23 protein-coding genes, 1 tRNA gene and 1 pseudogene are annotated in these 24,270 nt (G+C 33.1%); 13 read left to right on the forward strand and 12 right to left on the reverse strand.

Features of this window, described 5'->3' with window-relative positions:
• Positions 1-15: 15 nt before the first annotated feature.
• From DL91_RS05495 to DL91_RS05505, 4 genes are all read left to right on the forward strand, one after another.
• The gene (locus DL91_RS05495) at positions 16-366 is read left to right on the forward strand and encodes a hypothetical protein (RefSeq protein ID WP_048190582.1); all 351 of its coding nucleotides are present in this window, start codon (positions 16-18) and stop codon (positions 364-366) included.
• 71 nt (positions 367-437) lie between these two features.
• Positions 438-695: a hypothetical protein gene (locus DL91_RS14190; protein WP_231551406.1), complete on the forward strand. Its 258-nt coding sequence runs from the start codon at positions 438-440 to the stop codon at positions 693-695.
• Positions 686-1,102 (forward strand): hypothetical protein, encoded by a 417-nt coding sequence (locus DL91_RS14195; RefSeq protein WP_231551407.1) that lies wholly within the window; start codon positions 686-688, stop codon positions 1,100-1,102. The genes DL91_RS14190 and DL91_RS14195 overlap by 10 nt, the downstream gene beginning before the upstream one ends.
• 1,033 nt (positions 1,103-2,135) lie before the next feature.
• Positions 2,136-2,495, forward strand: coding sequence for a hypothetical protein (locus tag DL91_RS05505; protein ID WP_048190583.1), 360 nt, complete (start codon positions 2,136-2,138; stop codon positions 2,493-2,495).
• Positions 2,496-2,713: 218 nt separating this feature from the next.
• On the opposite strand, the gene DL91_RS05510 is transcribed toward DL91_RS05505, so the two are convergent.
• The 4 genes from DL91_RS05510 to DL91_RS05525 form a co-directional block, all read right to left on the reverse strand.
• Positions 2,714-3,139 carry a hypothetical protein gene (locus DL91_RS05510; RefSeq protein ID WP_048190584.1) on the reverse strand — a complete coding sequence of 142 codons (426 nt, stop codon included), beginning with the start codon at positions 3,137-3,139 and terminating at the stop codon, positions 2,714-2,716.
• A gap of 418 nt (positions 3,140-3,557) precedes the next feature.
• Positions 3,558-4,049, reverse strand: a complete 492-nt coding sequence (locus tag DL91_RS05515) for a hypothetical protein (RefSeq protein ID WP_048190585.1) — start codon at positions 4,047-4,049, stop codon at positions 3,558-3,560.
• A 211-nt stretch (positions 4,050-4,260) separates the two neighbouring features.
• Positions 4,261-4,334, reverse strand: a tRNA-Lys gene (locus DL91_RS05520).
• Between the two features lie 207 nt (positions 4,335-4,541).
• Positions 4,542-5,150: a 5-formyltetrahydrofolate cyclo-ligase gene (locus DL91_RS05525; protein ID WP_048190586.1), complete on the reverse strand. Its 609-nt coding sequence runs from the start codon at positions 5,148-5,150 to the stop codon at positions 4,542-4,544.
• A gap of 331 nt (positions 5,151-5,481) precedes the next feature.
• On the opposite strand from DL91_RS05525, the gene DL91_RS05530 reads away from it, so the two are divergent.
• From DL91_RS05530 to DL91_RS12855, 3 genes are all read left to right on the forward strand, one after another.
• Complete coding sequence (locus DL91_RS05530) at positions 5,482-6,531, forward strand: hydroxymethylglutaryl-CoA synthase (RefSeq protein ID WP_048190587.1); 1,050 nt, start codon at positions 5,482-5,484, stop codon at positions 6,529-6,531.
• A gap of 113 nt (positions 6,532-6,644) precedes the next feature.
• On the forward strand, positions 6,645-7,796 hold the full coding sequence (locus DL91_RS05535) for a thiolase domain-containing protein (protein WP_048190588.1): 1,152 nt from the start codon (positions 6,645-6,647) through the stop codon (positions 7,794-7,796).
• Between the two features lie 375 nt (positions 7,797-8,171).
• Positions 8,172-8,789 (forward strand): TetR/AcrR family transcriptional regulator, encoded by a 618-nt coding sequence (locus DL91_RS12855; protein WP_052374234.1) that lies wholly within the window; start codon positions 8,172-8,174, stop codon positions 8,787-8,789.
• On the opposite strand, the gene DL91_RS05545 is transcribed toward DL91_RS12855, so the two are convergent.
• From DL91_RS05545 to DL91_RS05560, 4 genes and pseudogenes are all read right to left on the reverse strand, one after another.
• Positions 8,786-9,133 (reverse strand): rhodanese-like domain-containing protein, encoded by a 348-nt coding sequence (locus tag DL91_RS05545; protein ID WP_048190589.1) that lies wholly within the window; start codon positions 9,131-9,133, stop codon positions 8,786-8,788. The two genes, DL91_RS12855 and DL91_RS05545, sit on opposite strands and share 4 nt — an antisense overlap.
• A gap of 294 nt (positions 9,134-9,427) precedes the next feature.
• Positions 9,428-11,059 (reverse strand): thermosome subunit alpha, encoded by a 1,632-nt coding sequence (thsA, locus tag DL91_RS05550; protein WP_048190590.1) that lies wholly within the window; start codon positions 11,057-11,059, stop codon positions 9,428-9,430.
• Between the two features lie 244 nt (positions 11,060-11,303).
• Positions 11,304-12,689 carry a cyclic 2,3-diphosphoglycerate synthase gene (locus DL91_RS05555; RefSeq protein WP_048190591.1) on the reverse strand — a complete coding sequence of 462 codons (1,386 nt, stop codon included), beginning with the start codon at positions 12,687-12,689 and terminating at the stop codon, positions 11,304-11,306.
• A 231-nt stretch (positions 12,690-12,920) separates the two neighbouring features.
• A pseudogene (locus DL91_RS05560) lies at positions 12,921-13,249 on the reverse strand (UPF0058 family protein).
• 313 nt (positions 13,250-13,562) lie between these two features.
• Here DL91_RS05560 and hisD point away from each other — a divergent pair.
• The 4 genes from hisD to DL91_RS05580 all read left to right on the forward strand — a co-directional run bounded on the left by hisD (position 13,563) and on the right by DL91_RS05580 (position 18,366).
• Complete coding sequence (gene hisD / locus DL91_RS05565; RefSeq protein ID WP_048190592.1) at positions 13,563-14,858, forward strand: histidinol dehydrogenase; 1,296 nt, start codon at positions 13,563-13,565, stop codon at positions 14,856-14,858.
• Between the two features lie 133 nt (positions 14,859-14,991).
• Positions 14,992-15,342: a cupredoxin domain-containing protein gene (locus DL91_RS05570; RefSeq protein ID WP_052374236.1), complete on the forward strand. Its 351-nt coding sequence runs from the start codon at positions 14,992-14,994 to the stop codon at positions 15,340-15,342.
• 311 nt (positions 15,343-15,653) lie between these two features.
• The gene (gene aspS, locus DL91_RS05575) at positions 15,654-16,973 is read left to right on the forward strand and encodes an aspartate--tRNA(Asn) ligase (RefSeq protein WP_048190593.1); all 1,320 of its coding nucleotides are present in this window, start codon (positions 15,654-15,656) and stop codon (positions 16,971-16,973) included.
• A gap of 142 nt (positions 16,974-17,115) precedes the next feature.
• Positions 17,116-18,366: an NAD(P)/FAD-dependent oxidoreductase gene (locus tag DL91_RS05580; protein WP_048190594.1), complete on the forward strand. Its 1,251-nt coding sequence runs from the start codon at positions 17,116-17,118 to the stop codon at positions 18,364-18,366.
• A gap of 234 nt (positions 18,367-18,600) precedes the next feature.
• Here DL91_RS05580 and DL91_RS05585 read toward each other — a convergent pair whose 3' ends face one another.
• The 4 genes from DL91_RS05585 to DL91_RS05600 all read right to left on the reverse strand — a co-directional run bounded on the left by DL91_RS05585 (position 18,601) and on the right by DL91_RS05600 (position 22,695).
• Positions 18,601-19,023 carry a universal stress protein gene (locus tag DL91_RS05585; RefSeq protein ID WP_369792049.1) on the reverse strand — a complete coding sequence of 141 codons (423 nt, stop codon included), beginning with the start codon at positions 19,021-19,023 and terminating at the stop codon, positions 18,601-18,603.
• A gap of 144 nt (positions 19,024-19,167) precedes the next feature.
• Positions 19,168-20,517 (reverse strand): DASS family sodium-coupled anion symporter, encoded by a 1,350-nt coding sequence (locus DL91_RS05590; protein ID WP_048190596.1) that lies wholly within the window; start codon positions 20,515-20,517, stop codon positions 19,168-19,170.
• A gap of 411 nt (positions 20,518-20,928) precedes the next feature.
• A complete protein-coding gene (locus DL91_RS05595) occupies positions 20,929-21,762 on the reverse strand; it encodes a hypothetical protein (protein ID WP_231551408.1) in 834 nt (277 codons plus the stop codon).
• A 315-nt stretch (positions 21,763-22,077) separates the two neighbouring features.
• Positions 22,078-22,695 carry a hypothetical protein gene (locus DL91_RS05600; RefSeq protein WP_048190598.1) on the reverse strand — a complete coding sequence of 206 codons (618 nt, stop codon included), beginning with the start codon at positions 22,693-22,695 and terminating at the stop codon, positions 22,078-22,080.
• Between the two features lie 212 nt (positions 22,696-22,907).
• Between DL91_RS05600 and DL91_RS05605 the strand changes: the two genes are divergently transcribed.
• Together DL91_RS05605 and DL91_RS05610 are read left to right on the forward strand one after the other, a co-directional pair.
• The gene (locus DL91_RS05605) at positions 22,908-23,447 is read left to right on the forward strand and encodes an SAM-dependent methyltransferase (RefSeq protein ID WP_048190599.1); all 540 of its coding nucleotides are present in this window, start codon (positions 22,908-22,910) and stop codon (positions 23,445-23,447) included.
• A gap of 12 nt (positions 23,448-23,459) precedes the next feature.
• Entirely contained in the window at positions 23,460-24,260 is an 801-nt protein-coding gene (locus tag DL91_RS05610) for a 2-amino-3,7-dideoxy-D-threo-hept-6-ulosonate synthase (RefSeq protein WP_048190600.1), read from the forward strand.
• The last annotated feature ends 10 nt before the right edge of the window (positions 24,261-24,270 follow it).

A 24,270-nucleotide genomic window follows, 5' to 3' on the forward strand; every position in this document is an offset into this window, starting at 1 on the left:
AGAAGAGGGAAGAAAATGACATTTAAACAGGAAGAATTGGGAGAATTGGAAGAACAGCTTGTACTTCTTTACAGATTTGTATCACAAAACAACACACTTAAAAAATTTTATTACGAAGGTGTAGACATCAAACCTTCATTTAAGGATGAAACAGGAATATTGACCGGGCTCGTTAATAATGAAGAATCAGAGGAAATATTAAAGTCGTGTATAATGGAAATTGAAGATGCAAAGCAAGAAAAGTTAAATGAGTTCCATGAAGTACTTGATTCTTATGATATGGAAGTACTCTTCAAGAAATATGGAATGAGCGGTGTGGAAGACGTTGATAAACTTGATATCAAGAAGTTAGTTGGGTCTCTATAAATTATTTCAATAAATAATTACAAATATAATATAAAAGTTTATAGTCTTTTAAGAAAATGGAGTGATTAAAATTGAAATTTCAGCGAGGTAGTTTATTCAAACCCGAAAATAACCACTATAAATTTGCTGGAACTTTATTGATTGTAGCATGTATTCAATATCTTATAGCAGTTAACATTTCTGAATCCATGTTTCCAGGTAACTACAGCATTGCATTAAACAGTATGAGCGATCTAGGAGGTACAATACCACTTGTGGATCCATCTGCTCTAATTTTTAACATCAGTAATATTATATTGGGAATTTTAATAGTGCTGCAGTGTATTTAATACTTAAAAGTGGGGGATGCCGTTTATTCTCATCGTGTCTTCTTATTTTTGGCATAAGTATTGGTTTACTTGGTATATTCACTGAATACACCCCAGCGATCCATGTAACATTAGCAGCATTTGCATCTATCTTTGGAAGTTTAGCTCTCTTGTTCAGTTACAGACTTGGAATAAATATACAGATGACCGTTATATCAATTGTACTGGGATTAATAGCCCTTATAACCTTTATTTCACCTTTAATTTTTGGTATAGGTGATACTAATCAATTTGGACTGTATTTTGGTATTGGCGGATCTGAAAGGTTGATCATATATCCAATAATTTTATATCTAACTGCACTGGGCGGATACCTTTCAAGCCGTGGAAAAGATTGGGTTAAACTCAGATTCACCGAGGGTTACTAGTAAAATTATTTAGAAATTATAATAAATTTGAAGAAAAATTTCTATGTGTCTTATTATTTTCCGAACTATAACCTAAGCCATGACATACTTTTTAATAAATTAGTATTATATAATGAAATTACCCCGAAAATTGAAAATCTCATTAGCCTTGATTAAATCAATACAATATATTAATTGGGGTTATACTATACCTTAATAGTAACATCTGTTTAGGTCGGTTTTCAGTATAATATCATTGAACTCTTTTAATGGTTATTTGGTTCGTTTTGGTGCCTATTTAGTGCCTATACTATAAAGATTGTGTGCACTTAATATACAGTTTGTATGCGTTAAAACCTTCCTTTTTAGCTATTCCAATAAAAATTTATACCTCTGTTTACCTGGTTTTTGGCGCGGTTTTAGTTCATAATTGATCACAAAATAATCGAGAAAAAAAGATATTATAATCGAGTAAAAACAAAGTATAATAAAGTGAAAGTGAACTAGAAAAAAGTCATGTTATCGTTATGAAACTGTTAAACAATGTTAAGTTTTGATAAGGATAACAGTTTGATGTAATATAAGGGGAAAATGAGTGCTTTCTGGACGAAAAAGAGCTATATAATCATGAATTGTTCGATGAACATAAAGGTGGATTATTTTCGTGCGAGAAGAATTTAATAAGACATATAAGTTTAATGGACCATTTGGACTTTATCAATTTAAGGGATATGGGTTTGGATAGAGGGGAGAATGGAAATTACTTGGATATTGGCCTGAAATCGTGGAGTGTGTTTAAATAATAGGATTGAATATGAATACTATTTTCAGCGAAATCCAGTTCAGAGTTACTTGATAACATATCTATTAGTACTAAATTTATTAAAATAAAAATAAATATTTGCTGACCACTAGAAATTTAGTTAGTATTTATATTAGTAAATTATTCTAAATAGGATGTGATCGTGGTTAAATCTAAATGAAATTATCAATAAGATGAAGAAGATCTTGGTCAATCTTCAGAAATGTTATCTATCTATTAAATGTGATAATGATGAGACGTAAAATAGCAATCTTTATAATTCTATCAATTGCAATAACATTAACAATCACAGAAGCAAACTTTATAATACAATCTATAACCCCGACAGTAGAGTTAGGGCCTGAAATCATAGTCGCAGATTTAGGATATAACCCGGACGGATTAGAAGTTAGGGGTCAAGCAGCACATTACAATGGAGAACACGTAATAATCATAGATGATTCGGAGATTAATCGGCCAGATGTCGATGGTGTGATTCTCCATGAAATGGGACATATCTATAATCATGAATGGAGCGAAGCCCAATGTGATAAATTTGCAGCAGAAAATGGACATCCAATAAGTCAGGATGCCTATTCCGGAGCAATATAATATATATAACCATGATCTGTATGGTTTGAACACCAGGGAGATTAGAGAATTGAAATAATTATTTTTTATCAATTGGTCCTTTTGAATAATTATAAGGATTACTTATCCAAACATTAACATTTACTTCACGTTTCCCGATAATGCCTTATAAATTGTCTTTTTCAGATCGTTTGTAGTTTGTGCTTGAACAGCACTCCAAGTTTTTTTATTTTCCATATTCAAACCTCCTTCTCCCATCTTGAGTTAATTGAATAATTCTGAAATCCTGTATGTGGTAAATTTTTTAAAGTCTCACGTGTAGCTAATGGAATTGCATTATTAATAGATTGTATAATACTATTCACTGTATTGATAACTAATTGATTAATTTCTTCAGTTGTTGTACCTTCAGGTAATTCGGGAATATTAATTTGAGGGTAACTCATATTACTTAAATTAATATTTACTTGAGGAGGGATCTGTCTCAATTTTCTTGCAACCAAATCCTGTTTAAAAACATCACATCCATTTCTACTTTCCACACTTGCTAAGTTTAGACCATTCCAAATATGTTCTTCTGGATTATTTGAAATAAGATACTCTTCATGCCTAAGAGGATTTTCGAGCTCAAATAATTTTTTGTATTCCTCATATAAAGCCCACAATTCGGTACCAATTTCTCCAATATCTTCATTTTCAGCATCTTTAACTTGTTTAAGCCCTAGATATTCTTTTGCTTCAGTTCGGTTAATAGCATGTGAATGTGAATAAATTTCTGATGATATTTTTTTAACAATAGCTTTGTTTTCTACTTCAGTGAAAGGTTCCGATCTAGTATTTAATAATCTTTAAGCTACAAGTTTTGTTTGATCTAATAATCTACTAGTCTGCCCTAATGCTAAAGGGTGGACATTATTTCTATTTTCTTCCTATTTTTTAATAAAAACTTTATATATTCTTTTTTTGTTGATAATTTAATTTTCCACCGCAATGACATGCATCAAAATCTTCTAAAGATTCTCCATCTTCTAATATAACTCATATTTTCATTTTATTTTTTCGTTCATGATCTTTTTTTGTAATTCAACTTTTAGTTCTCTGATAAATTTCAAAAAATATTTTAAAAACTTCGAATGCTGTTGCCAATGCAAATGCTATCATCATAACAATCAATGCAAATATCACACCTAAAGATACAAGATTATGACTGAAACTAAGAGGGAATATTATATAGAAGGTATAGACTGCTATTAATCCTAATATATTCATAAAAACTTTCAATAGATGACGGAACCATGATGGATCGTAAAATAGAAATAGTATATTACCTATAATTGCAGATCCAATTGCTAGGTTAAATGCCCAGAGAACTTGACTGAATGTGGCTGATATGAATGAAAGATTCCAATTCATGATATTGTTAGCAATATAAAGTATGATTAAGTTTGCAATTATTGCAAAGATATATTCAGATTTAATAACTGCTTTTTCTTTCATCAAACCATTTTTAATGTTTTTAACGAAATCTTTAGAATCATTCTTATTTTTAACTTTATCATTTGAACTGTCACTCAAAGCAATCAACCCCCTAATATTATTTTCTCTTTATAAGTATTCTGTTGTTGATAAAGAGGTATTGTAAATAATTACATGTAAAATATACAAAATTATCTCAAATGATATATTAGAAATACATTTAAAAGTAGTATAAAATGTTGATTAAATTATTTATTTTTATTTTAATATATTTGGTTAAAATTAATAGAATATTTTAAAAAAAATAGAGCGGGCCCGACGGGAATTGAACCCGCGGCAACTCGGTTAAGAGCCGAGCGCTCTGCCAGACTGAGCTACGGGCCCCGAAAAAACCAATACCATAATAATGTTGTATATTTCCACATTACATGTGATTTCCACATTATAATAGTACAGGCTTTTTAATCATATTGAATCTTCTATTTAAATAGTTTTGTTTTTGATCCTATAGTAAATGCAATTGCGTAAAGGTCTTTTTCCCATTTATTTTAGAACTTCGATTAATTAGTTAAATTCATTATTGTGATTAATTTATGGATTAATTCTTATCACATTTTGGGGTGTTACAATCATGTTGATCTTTTGATCATGGGATTCACTAGGAACATCTTCAATTATCTGTATATCATGTACTGTGCTTACAACAGGTGTATTAAATTTTATAGAACCTATATCAAGTAGATGTGATATTTCCATGTCTCCATATCCGCCACCTTTGCCCAACCTACCACCAGATATGTCAACAGCAACCGAACCCTCAACCACCATATCAACAACTGGAAATGATTTTACTTCTGTTCCATATTTTAATGCTCCTTTAATGGTTGCTGCTTCTTTTTTATGTTCTTCAACATATTTTGGGTTAATTATAATGTAACCATTTAATAGTTTAGGTGATGCCATGATCAGAGTTTTACCATCAATAAGACAGTTTTCACGAACTTTTATCTGGGCTGTATCTGGACTGACGAATATTATAACTGATTTTTTCCATTCACATGTGTTTCTAAGCATTTCTGCAGCATGTTTTGATCCATTAAAGTCAGGTATTCTTCCATAAGAATCTGATCTTGAGATGCTTTGTTTTATCATCTCTTTCCAAATCATCTTTCTTACAGATTCCTTTGTATCTACAAACATTAGGCACACCAATAAATTATAAAATATTTAGAAGGAATAATGGTTTAAATTCCAGTCAATTATAATTAGATATGTATAATCCATTAATACTTTTAATTTAATACATTTTTAAAAGTATTAAGCATTTTTAAAACAATAGTATATATAACAAACTTTATAAAGTTGTAAAACAATTATTTTTATAACTGTATTTTTTTTTAAATGTAACTAAATAATTAAGTTAGGCATTTATATAGTATAATAATAGTTTATAATACGTTAATGAGAATAATAAGAAAACAAGTAATAAAAAAATAGTTTTCTTTAAGATTACACACGGTTGTGATATTAAATGGCAGGAATTGTAGGATATGGAGTTTATATACCTTCATACAGGATAAAAGTAGAGGAAATAGCAAAAGTTTGGGGTGACGACCCTAAGGCAATATCAAGAGGACTGGTTGTACAGGAAAAATCTGTTCCGGGTCCTGATGAGGATACAGCAACAATATCTGTTGAAGCTGCCCGAAATTCCCTTAAAAGAGCTATGATTGATCCTCAAAAAATAGGAGCAGTATATGTGGGTTCAGAATCACACCCATATGCAGTCAAACCAACTGCAACAATAGTTGCAGAAGCTGTACAAGCAGCACCAGAAATGACAGCAGCAGATCTTGAATTTGCATGCAAAGCTGGTACAGCAGGTATGCAGATATGTATGGGATTGGTAGATGCAGGACAAGTAGAATATGGTCTTGCAATAGGATCTGATACAGCACAGGGAGCACCAGGAGATGCACTTGAATACACTGCATCCGCAGGTGGAGCAGCATATGTTATCGGTAAAAAGAATACCCTAGCAGACTTTGAGGGAACATACAGTTTTACAACTGATACCCCAGATTTCTATAGAAGGGAAGGAAAACCGTACCCTAAACATGGAGGAAGGTTCACAGGAGAACCAGCATACTTCAAGCATGTACTTTCAGGTGCAAAAGGATTATTTGATAAAATAGGAACAGAAGCTTCAGACTATGACCATGTTATTTTCCACCAGCCCAATGGTAAATTTTATATAAGGGTCGCTAAAAAACTTGGATTCAACGAAGAACAGTACAAAACAGGTTTATTAACACCTGTAATAGGAAACACATACTCCGGAGCAACACCACTTGGACTTGCTGCAGTACTGGACATTGCTGAACCAGGAGACAGGATCATGGCAGTATCATATGGTTCAGGAGCAGGAAGCGATGCTTTCAGTATAACAGTAAACGACCGTATAGATGATGTTAGAAATAACGCACCACATGTAACTGATATGGTTAGTAAAAAGATCTATGTTGATTATGCAGTTTATGCCAAGTATAAGGGAAAAATTAGAATGGCTTGGATGCCATAAATTAACTTTTTTAAAAAGTTCGAAGATTTAAAAATTATGATAAATATTAAAATTATTGATTCATTGTTTAATAAACATATTATGAATCTTTTAGATATTATGGAGGAATTTAATTGAGAGATGTTGCAATTATAGGAGTCTCACAGACCAAGTTTGGAGAGCTCTGGGAAGTATCATTTAGGGATATGATAACAGAAGCCGGAATGAAGGCAATTAAAGATGCAAACATCGAGGGAGACGAACTTGATGCCATGTATGTTGGAAACATGTCAGCAGGTCTTTTCGTTGAACAGGAACATATAGCATCATTAATAGCAGACCATGCAGGTTTAACACCTATTCCCTGTGCAAGGATTGAAGCAGCCTGTGCATCAGGAGGTCTTGCTTTAAGAAACGGTATCATGGCTGTTGCATCAGGATACCATGATATAGTAATCTCCGCAGGTGTTGAAAAAATGACAGATGTTGTTGACCCAACACCCGCAATAGCAACTGCGTCAGACCAGGAATGGGAGGCACAACAGGGAGTTACATTTCCATCACTCTATGCAATGATGGCAAAACGTCACATGCATGAATATGGAACAACAAGGGAACAGCTTGCAATGGTATCTGTACTTAATCATAAACATGGAGCTAAAAACCCACTTGCACAGTATCCTATGGAAATAACTGTTGATCAAGTTTTAAATTCAAGTATTGTAGCAGAACCTCTTAGATTACTAGACTGTTCACCTGTTTCAGATGGGGCAGCAGGTGTAATTTTATGTCCTGCAGAAGATGCAAAAAAATACACAGATACACCAATTTATGTTAAAGCATCTGCCCAGGCATCAGGTACAATAGCATTACACGACAGGAAAGATATAACAACCATAGATTCAACTGTACATGCTGCTAGAAAGGCATATGATATGGCAGGTATGACACCTAAAGATATAGGTGGTGTGGAAGTGCACGACTGTTTCAGTATAAATGGACTTTTAGCAATAGAAGATCTCGGTTTTGTTGAAAAAGGTCAGGGAGGTCCGGCAATAGAAGATGGACTAACTGAACTCGATGGACAAATACCTGTTAACCCATCTGGAGGTCTCAAAGCAAGAGGACATCCATTAGGTGCTACCGGAATTGCTCAAGCAGCAGAAATGGTATGGCAGTTACGTGGAGATGCAGGAAAGAGACAGATTGAAGGTATTGAAGTGGGTATGACCCATAACATTGGTGGAACCGGTGGAACCGCAGCTGTTCACATACTTTCACGTTAAATATATTTGTAAAAAAATAAAAATCAATATTTAGGTCTTAAATGACCTAAATAAAATTAATTTTTTTTTAAATTATTTCATATAGTTCATTTTTATTATACTAATTATCAATAAGTAAAAAAAATTACTATTTATCACACTTCTACATTGGGTAACAACAACATTTGTACTCACAAATTACATTTTAAAGATAAAATGAATCTATTTCATAAAAATTAACTATTTATTTTTTCTAACATTCATATCGATTATTTCTAAATTAATATTTATAATTAAAATTATTAACTAATAGTCAGTTTTTTAACTAATAGTTAGAAAGTTATCCTAGTTAAGATTTAAATAACTATTCAGTCAACTTATTATTTGGTGAGTTTCATGCCAAAAGTAGTACCTGAATACAAGAAAATTGCAATAGAAAAGATTACAAATGCTGCATATGATGTTTTCACAAATAAAGGGTACCATAAAACAACAATGGATGATGTTGCTAATGAAGTCGGGGTTAGCAAAGCATCTCTGTACTCATATTTCAAGAGCAAGGAAGAAATTCTCCAAACTGTAACTAAAGAAAATTTAAATTTATCATTCACTGATTTTTTTGATAATAAGGATTCATTAAATCCATTAGAAGATCTTTACAATTATATAGTTGAATTTGAAGATACAATCCATCTAAATTTTGAAATGAATTCATTATCATCGCACAATAAAGAAATTTCTATTGTAAACAAAGATCTATACGAGAAAAAAATTAAAACATTAACTAATTTTATTAAAAGAAATCAAATTAAAGGAAATATCCAAACTAATATCAACGCCCTCACAATAGCCCACCTTTTAAATGCTGTATACATAGATCTATGTATGCAGTTGATTATAGGAATAGACAAAACCAAGATACGTGAATCTTGGAACAATTCTATATCGGTAATACTTGAAAAGGATACACAAGATAACCAGAAAACATTAAATAAATATTTTTCGAATTTTTAAATCAGGGGTAGGTTATTTTTTTTCCATTTCCTGATTCCCCCAGAAATATTTTTGAGATCTTCGAAACCTGATTTTTTCATTGTTTTAATTGCATTAGAGCTTCTACGGCCAGAATGGCAATAAACTAGATACTTTTTATTTTTGTCAAGTTTTTCAATTTCTAGTTTGAAGTATTTAGAATTGTAATTAATATTAAGAGAATTTTCAATATGTGTCTCACCATATTCTTCAGGAGTTCTAACATCAAGAATAACAAAACCATCTTTGTTGTTATTGGTTATAATTAATTCAAATGCTTCTTCTGGTTCAATATCATTTTTATTGTTTCTTCTAAGTGTAAACATAAATAAAACCTTTATATCAATAATTTAATAAAAATAAATAATAGTAATAATCGTTTAGATCAACTTGTATTCCGCCACATTACAATTTCATTTGTATTTTATAATTCATTATGAAATTTATATTGATATAACCAGGTAATCTTATTTTTTTTATATGATTAATATATCTAAATCTTAAATTAAAGGAGTATAAAAATTTGTTTAATAAAATTATGAATAAGATTTGAGATAATTTAAAAAAAAAGTTAAGTATTTAAAAAAAGGAAATGTATTTAACAGGAGTTTCCTGTTAATTTACATCATAGGAGGCATGCCGCCAGGCATTCCACCCATACCTTCCATTCCACCTTCTGGCATTGGTGTTCTTGTTGATGCTATCATATCATCGATACGTAGTATCATTTCAGCAGCTTCTGCAGCAGACTGTATTGCCTGTTTTTTTACCCTTTTAGGTTCAATAACACCGGCTTTTTTCATGTCTGTTACATCGCCTGTGAAGACATTTAGTCCCATGTATGGTGATTTTTCATGTGCAGCTCTTAAATCTACTAAAGCGTCGATACTGTCGAGTCCTGCATTTTCTGCTAGTGTTTTAGGTACAACTTCAAGTGCAGCTGCAAATGCTGCTATTGCTAATTGTTCCCTTCCACTTATGGTGTCTGCGTAGTCTTTTAATTCTTTGGCTATGGCTATTTCTGGAGCGCCTCCACCAGCTACTACTTTACCATCTTCTACGGTTGCTGCAACTACTCCTATTGCATCGTCAACTGCCCTTTCAACTTCCTCTGCAACGTGTTTGGTACTTCCTCTGAGTATGATTGAAACAGCTTTAGGGTCTACACAGTCTTCAACGAATAATAATATTTCATCGAAGATCTTCTTTTCGTATACCTGTCCTGCTATTCCAAGATCTTCAGGCTGTAGGTCTTCTAGGTTGGTTGCAACCCTTGCACCTGTTGCTTTTTCTAATCTTTCAATGTCAGATTTTCTAACCCTTTTAACTGCAAGTATTCCTTCTCTTGCGAGGTAATGTTGTGCGAGGTCGTCTATACCTTTCTGACAGAACAATACGTTTGCTCCGCTTGCAATAACTTTATCAACCATGTCCCTGATCATGTTTTCTTCTTGTTCGATGAAAGCAGCCATCTGAGATGGGTCTGTGAGTTTTATTTTAGCATCGGTTTCTAGACTTTTAACTTCTATTGGGTATTTTAAAAGTGCTATTTTAGCATTTTCTACCTTTTTAGGCATTGATGGGTCAAGCCTGCCTTTGTCTATTACAACACCGTTAACTATCTGTGATTCTTCAACTGTTGCGCCCTGGATCCTGTTGATGTTTATGTGGTCTTTGTCAACGTATCCATCTTCTTCAACCATTTGTACAGCTTTCACAATTAGTTCTGCTAATGGTTTTCTGGCTTTTTCTGTTCCTTTTCCAGTCATTGCTGTCATTGCAATGCTCAGAAGTGTATCACGGTCAGAAGCATCGATTGAAATTTTGTCAAGTATTTCCTGTGCCTTTATTGCTGCTTTCCTGTAACCCATGGATATTACTGTTGGATGGATTTCCATTTCAAGGAGATCTTCAGCTTTTTTCAGGAGTTCACCAGCAATTATAACTGCTGTTGTAGTTCCATCTCCAACTTCGTCTTCTTGGGTTTTTGCAACTTCTACTAACATTTTAGCTGCAGGATGTTCAATGTCCATTTCTTTAAGAATTGTTACACCATCGTTGGTTACAACAATATCTCCGAGACCATCAACAAGCATTTTGTCCATTCCTTTAGGACCTAATGTTGTTCTAATGGTTTCTGCAAGTGCTTTACCTGCCATTATGTTCATTCTTTGAGCGTCTCTTCCCAGAAGTCTTTCTGTACCTTCGGGTAGTATTATAATTTGTTGGCCTTGGCCACCTAACTGTGCCACAATATCATCTCCTTTAATTTCATTTTGTTATCTTGTTATGTATTTTATCAGTGGGTTAGAGGTTCTATAAATAGTTTGTGATCAATCATTCTTAAAAACAAGTTATTAAACCTGTCAGACATTAAATAACTATTAATCTCTCTTGTATTACTCTATAAAATACTTTCAAACATTTTTGATGTTTCTATTTTAATCATAATATAATATTATGAAATTGAATTTTTTGAATTAATTGAAATTAGAGCTATGAATTTTTACTATTAAATGATTCAATTGCACTGTCAACAACGTTAATAATTGCACTTTTTAGTTTTTCATTGTTTCCATCTGTTACAATTGGAATATTATCACAATATATAACTTCAAGACCTGCTTCAAGCGCATCTTTAGTAGCAACATCAACAGCTGCTGCTTTTAATTCTGTAAGCATAACATCTGCTTGTCCTATATGTTTTTTAATATCTTTCTGTAAGAGTGGTCTGTTAGAAAGATATGGGGTGGTTCCAACAACATTACATCCATAGAAATCTTGGAGATGTTCAATTAATACATCTTTAATTGAATCAGGTGCTGTTGTAGCAAAAAGAACATTCTTACCCTTTATATCACCAAGTGGTTTTGGTCTGAAAACTGTTGATATTACAGTTGCATCGGGGTTTATTTCTTTAATAAAGTTCTCAATCTGTTGAACCTTTTCATTGCTAGCCATTGGTTCTTCACACATGGTTAAAATAACTAGATCAGCCAACCCTATTCTAAAGGGTCCAAAGAATTTTTCAATGTTTATTATTGGCTGGTTAACACCAACTAGTACAATATGTTTATCTGTTTTTATTGGTGGTATGGCTGCTCCACTTCCCTCCATAATTACAAAGTCTGAATCTACAGTGTTGGCGAGTTCTGCTCCTTTCTTCATGTTGGTTATGAAAACATCCCCAACCATACCTCCACCACATCTTCTGCAGCCAATGGTAAGAATACGACTCATCAATGCATCTTCCCAGTGGTCTGAGGCAGCATGTACACCTTTATTGGACTGTTCCATAAGATACTCGGGTGTTATTTCAATTTTATCCCCATGTACAATTTCAGGTTCCTCTGGCCCTCCACGACCCATTGCAACTACACAAGGATTGTAATTATTTTTATGAATTAATCTTGCAGCGTATGCTGATACCGCAGTTTTTCCTATTCTTTTACCGGTTCCAAGAATTTTAAGGGAAGGTTTTTTTAATACTTCATGTTCTGTGATTGGATAAAATTTAAAGTCTGGTCCTTCATAGGGTATTCCAAGTGAAAGTACAACTGTTGCAATTTTAAACCTTTTAGAATAGTCCACAATTGGTTCATCCGATAGATCCATCACAACATCAACATTGTATTCCGTTACAATGTCGGCTATTTTTGTATATGGTATTTTATGATGATCTTCACCAAAGTAAACAGGTCTTCCAAGTTGTTTAGTAATTCCTTCCTCTGATGAGTCTCTTAACTTTTCAGTACCTCCAATAAATACTACAGCTACCACTTCTTCGTGTTCAAGACTATCAAGCATATCAAGGGCAGATTTTGTTACTGGAAAGTAGTGTTCGCCATCAACTAGGCATAGCATTCTTCTCAGGGTTTTCATTTTCAATAACACTCCGTTGAACGAATATTAATATTATTAAATCTAAAAAAATTTGTTTTTATAATAAATATATATTTTATTATATTTTTTAAAAATGCATCATAATTAGCAATGAAATTATTTTTGAAATAATACTAAAATTACATTATGCTATGTTTTGATAATAAAGTATGATCAAATGAAATGATAAATTCTAATATATGTACAGTTTTTTAAAGATAAAAAACTGTTTTACATAGTTATTTTTTGGTTCTGGTATCTTAATGCTCCATCATCTTGAAATTTAATTAGTTCCTTTTTGGATCGTTTTACCAGTTCAAAAAGCCCGTTGGAAATATTTGTTGAAGTTCCACCATTATTGTTAGCAATTACCTCGGAAATAGCGGTCGAAAGTACAAAAATAGCATATTTATGTTCGGCTTTTGTCCGGTGTATATGGTGAGGGCTTATATTGAGACAGATATATTCTTTACACTCGTCTTTCACTGTGTATTCGTCTTCCAGATTCTTTAAAACGTATACCAGAAACTGATGTATTGTATGAGCTCATCCTTGTACATTTTTACAGACACCTTCTTTTTAAGGATATTCAATGTTTCTGAGGGCATGTTTTATATATACTTTACTGAGTACCTTAAAAAAAGACATAAGGACTTAATGATGTAATTAACAAGTAAGTTACATGCCTACATATTGTACATAAAAATTGTGTATCATTACTGATAAAGGTTTTGAATATCAGTATCATTCAAATCATAAAAGTGGTTACTTATGAACCCCGCAGATATGAAATTCATACTAAATATTTATGGCTTATAAAATCAATTACTGGTAAAATATTTAACTTTAAAGGAACCAAATAGATTTGATAGGATGAAAATAATAAAATTGGAAGATCATAAAAACCAGGAACTATTCGAGCGCTCTAAGCTTGATGCAGAAGGAGCTATGGATACTGTAAAAAGTATATTGGCTGCAGTGAAGAAAAATGGAGATATTGCACTCAAACAGTACACTGAAAAATTTGATATGGCATTGTTAGATGTAATTAGGGTTGAAGATGATGCAATTGAAAAGAGTCTTTTAAATTTGGATGAAAAGTTAATAAATGCTCTTAAAAAAGCTGCAGATAATATATCCAAATTTCATAGGGCCCAGATACCCGATGAATGGTTTATTGAAGTTGATGAAGGTGTAACTGCTGGCCAGGTTATACGTCCCCTTGAAAGTGTTGGCTGTTACATACCTGGTGGTAGGGCAGTTTATCCTTCCACCATACTAATGACAGTTATCCCTGCTAAAATTGCAGGTGTAAAACGCATAATATGTTGCACACCACCACAACCAGATGGAAGTGTTATGGATGTTGTTCTTGCAGCTGCTAAGGTTGCAGGTGCAACAGAAATTTATAAAGTAGGAGGTGCCCAGGCTATAGCTGCTATGGCTTATGGTACAGAAAGTATTCCAAAGGTGGATAAGATAGTTGGGCCTGGAAACATTTTTGTTACAGCTGCAAAACAGCTGGTTTATGGAACAGTTGATATAGATTTTCCTGCTGGACCATCAGAAGTATTAATAATAGCTGATGAAACAGCAAATCCTGATTATATTGCAATGGATATGATGGCACAGGCAGAACATGACCCCAATGCTTCGTGTGTGCTTGTATCAACATCTGAAAATATATCAATGGAAGTTGACCGGAAAATAAAAGAACAAATTAATGATATGCAGCGTAAAGAGATAATATCCGAGTCCCTTGGAAGATTTGGTTTAATAGCAATTGCTGAATCAATGGATGATGCAATTGAATTTTCAAATAAATATGCTCCAGAACACCTGATCATAATGACAGTTGAACCTGAAGAAGTTTTAAAGAAAATCACAAATGCAGGTTCGATATTTTTAGGAAAATTAACCCCGGTAGCTGCAGGTGATTATGGATCAGGAACCAATCATGTTCTTCCAACATCAGAATGTGCAAGAATGTACTCCGGTCTTTCAGCTGAATCATTCCTTAAAAAACCTACAGTACAAAGATTAAATGAAAAGGGAGTTTTAAACCTAAATAATATGGTAACAACCTTAGCAGAATATGAAGGCCTGTATGCTCATGCTGAGTCATTTAAAAAACGTGTAAAGGATGTTGAGAATAAAAAAATAGAGTGAAATTATATTTACTTGAAATAATACTGTATTAATTAGTATATTAAATAAAATTCAAATTTTTCATAAATATCAATTTAATGTTAGAGAATAATATTAAATAGGATAAATCGAATAATCAGGGGAGAATTGTTAAATGAAGAGAAATCTTTCAGTTTGGATTGTTTTATCAATTTTGTTTGTTGTTGGGATATCAGGATGTACATTTAAACAACCCACAAACGATACAGTTGTTATACAAAATGAGGGTTTTAGCCCATCAGCTTTGATTGTTCCTGTTAATACTACAGTTACATGGATTAACAAAGATCCTGTTACACAAAATCTTGTAAGTGATACTGGGCTATTTGAAAGTGGCAATTTATCTAATGGACAGAGCTTCAATTATACTTTTAATCAAACTGGAAGTTATCATTATTATTCTAATTTATATCCAAACATGAAAGGATCTATAATTGTAACAACATCACCATTAACTGGTATTTAAGTTCCTGTTCAAATTCAAGCAGATAAATTAATTAATTGTAATATTAATAGGAATTATGCTATCTCTTGGAATTTGAAGTGTAATTTACTGAGAATAAGTTCAATTTCAGAATAGATTAAAAATTATTAATGATATTTTTTAATTAAATATGAAAAATTAAACTTTCCAAAGTATAATATATCCGAGTATCAAAAATAATGATATTAATTAAGTATATATTGAATTTTAATTTATAGTACATAAGCAATTCAAATTACAAGATTTTAGAAGCTTATTTTAGGCTTTTTTATAATTTTTAGAGGTGAATAATATTGACAGATTCATTAGAAAACTTTAGAAGAACCCATTACTCGAAAGAAGTTAAACCAGAAATGAAAGATCAAGAAGTAGTTCTTATGGGATGGATCCATGAGATGAGAGACCTTGGAGGAATTATCTTTGTACTTTTAAGAGACAGAGATGGTGTAACCCAGGTAACAGCCCCTTCAAAAAAGATATCTCCAGAATTATTTGAAGAATTAAAGAAACTTAAAAAGGAATCTGTAATAGCTGTCAAAGGACGTGTTCAGGAGTCAGGCAAGGCACCAGGTGGTGTTGAAATCATACCAGCAGAACTTAAACTTTTAAGCGAGTCAAAACTGCCATTACCTTTGGACACAACAGGTAATGTACACGCCGAGATAGATACAAGACTAGATTCCAGGTTCATAGATCTGAGAAAACATAATGTTAGTGCAATATTCAAGATCAAAAGTAGAATGCTTCATTCTGTAAGGAACTTCCTTGAAAGTGAAGATTATACAGAGGTAAACACACCTAAACTTGTTGCATCTGCAACAGAAGGTGGTACCGAACTCTTTCCAATTACCTATTTTGAAAGAGAAGCATTTTTGGGGCAGAGCCCACAACTCTACAAGCAGATGATGATGGCATCAGGTTTTGACAAGGTATATGAAATTGCACCAATATTCAGGGCAGAGGAACACGATACACTACGCCACTTAAACGAGGTAATATCCATTGATGTTGAAACAGCATTCACAGACCATTTGGATGCAATGGATATACTAGAAAAAATGGTTGTAAATGCAATTACAGAAGTTAAAAATAACTGTCAGGATGCACTTGAAACACTAGAATTTAACCTCCAAATACCTGAAACACCATTCCCAAGAATTGAATACGATGAAATGGTTGAAATGGTTAACACCGCAGGAGTACCAATGAAACATGGCGAAGACATGTCAAGGGCTGCAGAAAAGGCAATGGGAGATATAATGGATGGATATTATTTCATAACAGAATGGCCAACAGCAATAAAACCATTCTATGTGATGCCTAATCCTGAAAATCCAGTGAAAAGCTGTGCATTTGATTTGATGTACAAAGACCTTGAAATATCCTCAGGAGCAATGAGGGTTCACAACCATGATATGCTACTGAATAAACTTAAGGAAAAGGGATTAAATCCAGATTCATTCAGCAGATATCTTGCAGCGTTTGAATATGGAATGCCACCACATGCAGGTTGGGGAGTGGGAGCTGAAAGGTTCACCATGACAATGACAGGTCTTAAAAACATAAGAGAAACTGTTCTCTTCCCTAGGGATAGAAGAAGGTTAACACCATAATTTAATATTTAAGTTGATTGAAAAGGGATTTAAAGTTATTTCCCTTTTTAATTGTTAAATATGGAGTTTTAATGTAGAATTAGATGGAGTAGATATAGAATTTATTTTTTTATATTTTATTGAAGTAGGAAAACTGATTTTTATGAACAAAAATATGGAGTTACACGATCTTGCAGTGATTGGAGCAGGACCCGCTGGAATGATGGCGGCTATCACAGCCACATCCAATGGATTAAATACCATTCTTATAGAGAGAAACTCATCACCGGGAAGAAAATTACTTTTAACAGGTAATGGAAGGTGCAACTTAACCAACACTGCATCTTTAAAGGAATTTATAGAAAAATTCGGTAGAAGAGGATCATTTTTAAGAACTGCATTTTCTAAATTCTCAAACAAAGACCTAATGGAATTTTTTGAATCCCGAGGTTTGGAATTCAAAGTAGAAGAAGGCGGTAGAGTTTTCCCAGTTACAGACGATTCAAAATCTGTTTTAAAAATATTAGAAACATCAATGAAAAAACTAGGTGTTAAAACAGTTTACAATACCCGTCTAACTCAAATACAAAACATTGAAAAGAAGAATATTTTCATTATTAAACTGGACTATAACACAGTTATAAAGGCTAAAAAGGTTATCCTGGCTACAGGAGGAGCATCTTATTCAGATACTGGATCAAGTGGTGATGGTTTAAGGATTGCAGAAGGATCGCAACATGGTGTAACACCATTAAATCCAGGTATTGTTCCATTAAAAACTAAAGAATCTTGGGTAAAAAGCCTTCAAGGAATTAGACTTGACGAAGTTAAAATAACTATTAAACATCCCAAGATGGTTTTAGAGGGTGATAGTCTTCTTTTCACACATTTTGGTGTATCTGGTCCTTTAATACTTGACAACAGTTCTAAAATTATACCCTTACTGGAAGAAGGTAGTGTGGATATGATTCTTGATTTAAAACCATCTAGTACAACAGAAGAACTTCAAGAGATGATGGTGGGTGCATTTGAATCTCATGGAAAGGTTGATCTTAAAAACTATATGAAGTTGCTAGTAACCAACAGGATGATACCAATTATTTTGAGGCTTACTGATGTAGATGGCAAGAAGAAAATGAATCAGGTTAGTAAAAAGGAAAGGAATTCTATTATTAATTTAATCAAATCATTCCCAATTACTATAACAGGACACTTGCCACTTGATAAGGCTATTGTTACTTGTGGTGGTATTTCACGTAATTATATCAAACCCAACACAATGGAATCAAAAGTTGTAAGTGGATTATACTTTGCAGGAGAAATTATTCAAGGATGTGCACCAAGTGGGGGATATAACCTTCAACAAGCATTTTCAACAGGACATCTTGCCGGTTTACTTTCAAAATTGGATTAGATACAGTCTAGAATTTGGATATAACTCATTAAATAATGAGATTATCCATAATCACCCACCATTGCTATTAAATTCACTTTTAAAGATTTATGGTATTTATAATTTTTATTTTCTATATAACCAATTTTAGAATCATAATACTTCATACAGAACTTTCTATTTGCAACCAATATAGGAATTCATTATCATATCATTTATCATGTCACACCATTTATCGTTATTTATGTTAAGATATCACGTTAACTGGTAATTAAACTCTTTTATAACCCTACTTGTTGTTTTTCCTAATAATAATCTTTCTAAACCATGTTTACCTGACTTTCCCATAATAACTTGGTCGATCCCTTCTTCATCTATAGTTTTAAGTATGATATCTGCAGGTTTTCCTTCTTTGATGATGATTTTGAAGTTAACGTTTTGACATTTACCATTACATTGGTTTTCTTCTATTGTTTTTTCAAAGCGTTCTACAGCCCTTTTAACATCACTCCTTAATTCTTCATCAACACTCTCCCTAACATCGGGTTGTGGTATAGCATTTAAATAGTAGGTGTCAATTACGTTTAAAACAATTATATCTGCTCCAGTTAAGTCTGCATGTGATATTGCATATTCTCCTGCTCTTATTGCATTTTCAGAACCATCTGTAGCTAACAATATTTTATTCATGATTATTCCTCCTAATAACTACATTTTATATTTGTTGAATTTTAGTTGAGTTTCAAGAATTTAAAAAAAATAAATAAAAATTAATTCCTGAATCTTTATTACTCTAGAAATTAATTTTTTTACTTCTACTGTTTATCCTAGGAATGGCTTACCTATGGTGAGTAATACGGCTATAGTTATTATAATTCCAATTACAACCATTGGTATTCCTGCTTTGAGTATTTCCTTGATCTTCACATAACCCGTTCCATATGCCATTGCAACTGTTGGATCTGCCATTGGGAACATGAACGATAGGGAACATGAAATGGCAACAGGTACTGCGTAAATTCCAACTGGTTGTCCCTGGGCAGCAGCTAAAGTCACAGAAAGTGGCACTAAAATTGCAGCCAAAGCAATATTGGACATTACCTGGGTAAAGATCACAGCTATGACCATCAATAATAACATTATGGTCAGTGTTGAAAAATTTGTTCCCATCATACCTATGAGGTTGTGTATAATATATGTTGCTGCTCCTGTGTTTAGTAGTGCAGCTCCTAAAGATAATGCTCCCCCAAAGAAGATTATTAAGCCCCAATCCACACCCTCTTGTGCATCTTTCCAATCAATAACACCAGAAACAAAATACAGTGCTGCACCAATAAGAGCAACAGAGTAACTGTCTAAACCTGTTATACCTGTTGTTACCCATAATCCTATGGTAAAGAACAGTATAGCTGCAGTGATTTTCTCTTGTTTGGTAATGGATCCCATAACATTCATGGCATTGGTTAATGTTTCTTTTCCACCTACAATTCCATCTACTTCTGGTTTGAAAATCCAACCTAATAATTTCCAAGTAACTAATAATAAGATAATTGCCAGTGGGAATCCAAAAACCATCCAGTTTACAAAGGGCAGATGTGTATATGCGGCGGCCATTAAATTGGGTGCTGTACCTATTTCAGTACCAAAACCACCTGCTAATGAACCATATGAAGCCCCTAATACCATTGCTTTTGCAAAGTTACTGTTACCCTTCTCAGGTTCAGTTATTCCAAACAATGGTATTATCGTCTTTATAATGGGAAGCAGCATTGCAAATGCTACAACATTTTCGATCCAAGCAGATAGAAGACTTGTACTTAAAACAGCTGCAAAAATACTCATGTTGGGAGTGGTTCCTACCTTGGACAGCATCCAGTATGTGAAACGTTTTGCAAGTCCACTTTTACCTATTGCAACTGCTAAGATAAATCCTCCAATCATTAAGAAGATGATAGGATTTGCAAATCCGATAACTGCATTATTGAAACTGGTTACACCCAATAATGGTTGTAAAAATAACAGCATTATAGAAGTAACAGCAAGATGCTGTGCCTCACTTGCCCACATGATAATTGCAAAAATCAAAAGAGCAATGGCTGCATGACCAGGATAACCCAAACCCGGTAAAGGGACCAACATGACTAAAATAAATGCAATGATAGCCAAAGGCATCCCTAAAGTCTTAAAACTAACATCCGTTTTTATCCCCCTATACTTTAAAACAAGTAATATAAAGACTTAATATTATATAAGCATATTTCATAATGACTAATCATTAAAAAATAAATATATTAACTATTATTTTAGGAAACACTGCCCCTAGACATATTATATAAATATATTCGATAATGAATAATCATTAAAATTTGTCAAAAAAATAATTATTTATCAATAAAAAATTTTGAAAATAATAGTTTCTTTACCACCTAACCAATATTATCAATTGGTAATGTCCCTCACATTTGTACAGATCAATTTCCTTTAGGACCTTTGTAAGCTTTATAGTATTTTCATCTTTCATTGGAGCTAATGGTAACCTTACGTGACCTGCGGGTCTTCCCATCAAAAAATAAAAATTGGTAGTTATATTACTGCTATTGCCCAGTAAACAAATAACCACCATACTAAAACCAATATTGTAGTACTAATAAGTGGTATTTTCCCAAATTTCATTTTAGATATTTTAGAACTCACATACCAGCTTAAAATTATAGCAATTAGAAGTACTATGCTGTTAACAAGCCCTACAATATTTAATGGATCTTTGGACATGACATAAATCCATACTATAGTTGTTATTGCTATTCCAAGCCACATCATCGGTCTGAACCATTTAAGTGCTGTTCCAAATTTAACAATTGTTTCAGCTAGTTCCTCTGACTTTCTGGCCATGAATGTCATTACAAATAGTACCATTATAGTTCCAAGAGCTAAAATAATACCTAAAAACTCTAAGAACAGTGTTGTAACTGGTTTACCAAATATCTGTTCTTTAAGTAATGGTATGCTTATTAATGATTTGAGAGATTCATCTGCTGGAAATGATTCTATTGCTCCAGTAGCTAAACTATATTTTCCTGTATTGTTTTGATTGTACACTTTTATGTAGTATGTTCCTGCGCTGACATTTTGATCGAATGATGGTCCTTGTAGATAATAGTCACCACCAAACTCCTCGAACAATGGAGTCCAACTAGACTCGTTTCCACTTAACAGAGCTAAGGTTTTACCAGATGAATCAGTAATTTGAGCAGAGACAAAATCACTACTAATTCCCGGGCTTTGTGGAACTAGAATATTCGCAAATAGCTCAAAGGGTTTATCAGAGGATATCTTATAATAATCTGGTTGACCTTTCAAGTTACCATACCAAGCCTGTGAAATCTCTGGATTCTTCACCACAATAGGATTACTCATAGAACTGTTTACACCAACTTCTAAACGAGGTTGATGTGCACTTACAGCACAAATAGACAAAAATAAAACAAACAAAAGAATTACAGATTTTATTCCAATATTCTTAGGTTTTTTAGTGATCATATTTAATAATATAAATTTATATTTAGATAAATTTTATTACATAATACTAGAATTATATAAAAAAAGTAATATATGAAATTTAGAAGTTGGTGTCTTACTTATTTTGCAATTAATTTATTGCCATACCATTGATTGTCGCGTAGTCTTTTAGTCCATTTCCATATGATTTTAAGTATGAATTGAAATTGGGATCTATTGTCTGTGTTTAATCTTCACATATTCTTCCAATGCCCTTGAAACAAAGTAACACACAACAACTACAACCACAACTATTGTGAAATATAATATGGAATTCATTGGTTGTAATGAGGGAATATGAATACTTCCTAAGGTTATCATAGGTACAAATATTAGGTAAACTGTTACGAATGCACCGGTAATTGCTTTTCTTATCTCACCAGAGTCATATGGAGATGTTCCTGACATGTAATTTACAATAAGGAGTATTCCAAAGAAGGTTACAATTCCAATACCTATGAAAATCCATTCCAATGATATTCCAAGTACCATTGTTATTAAGGGCAGTATTATAAGATCGATGATTCCAATTGCAGTTATCATTTTTAGGGAATTTATCCACATTCTGGGTCTGGCATTTGAAACCTGTCTGGAAAGATTTTTATTTTCTCTATCTGTCTTTTTTTTATCTTTATCAAGCCAATCAACTTTTTTTTGAAGTTCTTCGTTTTCCTTTTCAAGTTTGATAATTTTGGCCCAGTCAAGATCTCTGATATCTGTAATTAACTCTTCTTTCTCTCTTTGAAGTTTTTCAAGCACGGTTTGTAGTTCCTTTTTATCAGAATCATCCATATTTAACACCTCTTAAAATTTTAGTGATAATAATTATATTAGTATAAATTCTTATTTAATTGTTAATTAATATTATGGGTTTTTTTACTTATTTAAATTTTATTTTTTATTTATTTTTCATTCCAACCAAGAATCAATACCCTCACATTTTTGTCAAGGGTTTTAAGTTTGATAATCCAAGTTTTAATATGGTCGAGGTTTAGGTTAAAAGCATGATAAAAGTAGTATACGATATCAAAGTTTATACGCAAGTTCTAAGAGATATTATACAGAAAGATGATGTAGTGGTTGAGCTTGGATGCCATGTAGGTAATTCAACAAGGATCATTGGTGATCTTTCCAAAGATGGACAAATAATAGCCCTTGATAATAGCCCTGAATCTGTTAATGAAATGAAATCAGTGACAGAAGAATATCCTAGTGTTCAATTTAGTAAGGCCGATGTAAGGCTTCATGAAACACTGGAAGAGGTGGCAAGAAAAATTGAAAAAATTGGTAGATGCGATGTATTATCTGTTGATCTAGGTGGAGGTTACCATCCTGACACAACATTTAAGGTATTTTTCATTTGGTCATCAACTTTAAAACCTCGTGATACTATAATAAGAAATAGAGGACTTTTAGATTTTATACATTCAGCTTCAACAGACGAGCTGTTAAAATCCGAATTTGGATGGCTTGAATCGTCTGGAAACGATGGAATACCACCAAGGTTGAAAGAGTTCAAACTTTGGTCTTCAAAAATAAGATAGGGAGGGTGTTTTATGATAGGCAAAAGGATCAGGATCGAAAGGATATTAAATAGAAAAACAGGTCGATGTGTCATAGTTCCAATGGACCATGGTGTATCAATTGGACCAGTTCCAGGAATCACAGATATGGCCACAGCTATAGACGAAGTTGCAAGTGGCGGTGCAAACGCAGTTATTGAACATAAAGGAATGGTAGGGAAAGGTCACAGAGGATACGGTAATGATATTGGATTAATAATACACCTCTCAGCAAGCACATCACTTGGACCAGACCCAGACCAGAAGGTGCTTGTAACCAGCGTTGAAAAGGCATTGAAAATGGGAGCAGATGCTGTATCGGTTCATGTGAATATTGGCTCTGAAAAGGAACCAGAAATGTTGGAGCAGCTAGGAACAATATCAGAAACATGTGATGATTGGGGAATGCCACTCATAGCAATGATGTACCCACGGGGTAAAAACATCAAAGATGAACACTCTGGAGAAGTTGTTAAACTTGCTGCAAGGGCAGGAGCAGAGTTAGGTGCAGATATCATCAAGACTAATTACACAGGCAATCCCTACACTTTCAAAGAAGTTGTAGATGGATGTCCAGTACCAGTTGTAATAGCAGGCGGTCCAATGGTAGAGACAGACAGACAACTCCTTGAAATGGTGAAAAACAGTGTTGATGTAGGGGGAGCTGGAGTAGCAATTGGTAGAAACATATTCCAGGCACCATCACCAAGAAAAACAACCAAGGCAATATCCGAAATTGTACACAACAATATGGAAGTTGACGAAGCCCTCAAGATCCTCAACGGAACAAGTTAAAATAAGTTTA

The organism is Methanobacterium sp. SMA-27, assembly GCF_000744455.1.
GTDB lineage: Archaea > Methanobacteriota > Methanobacteria > Methanobacteriales > Methanobacteriaceae > Methanobacterium_B.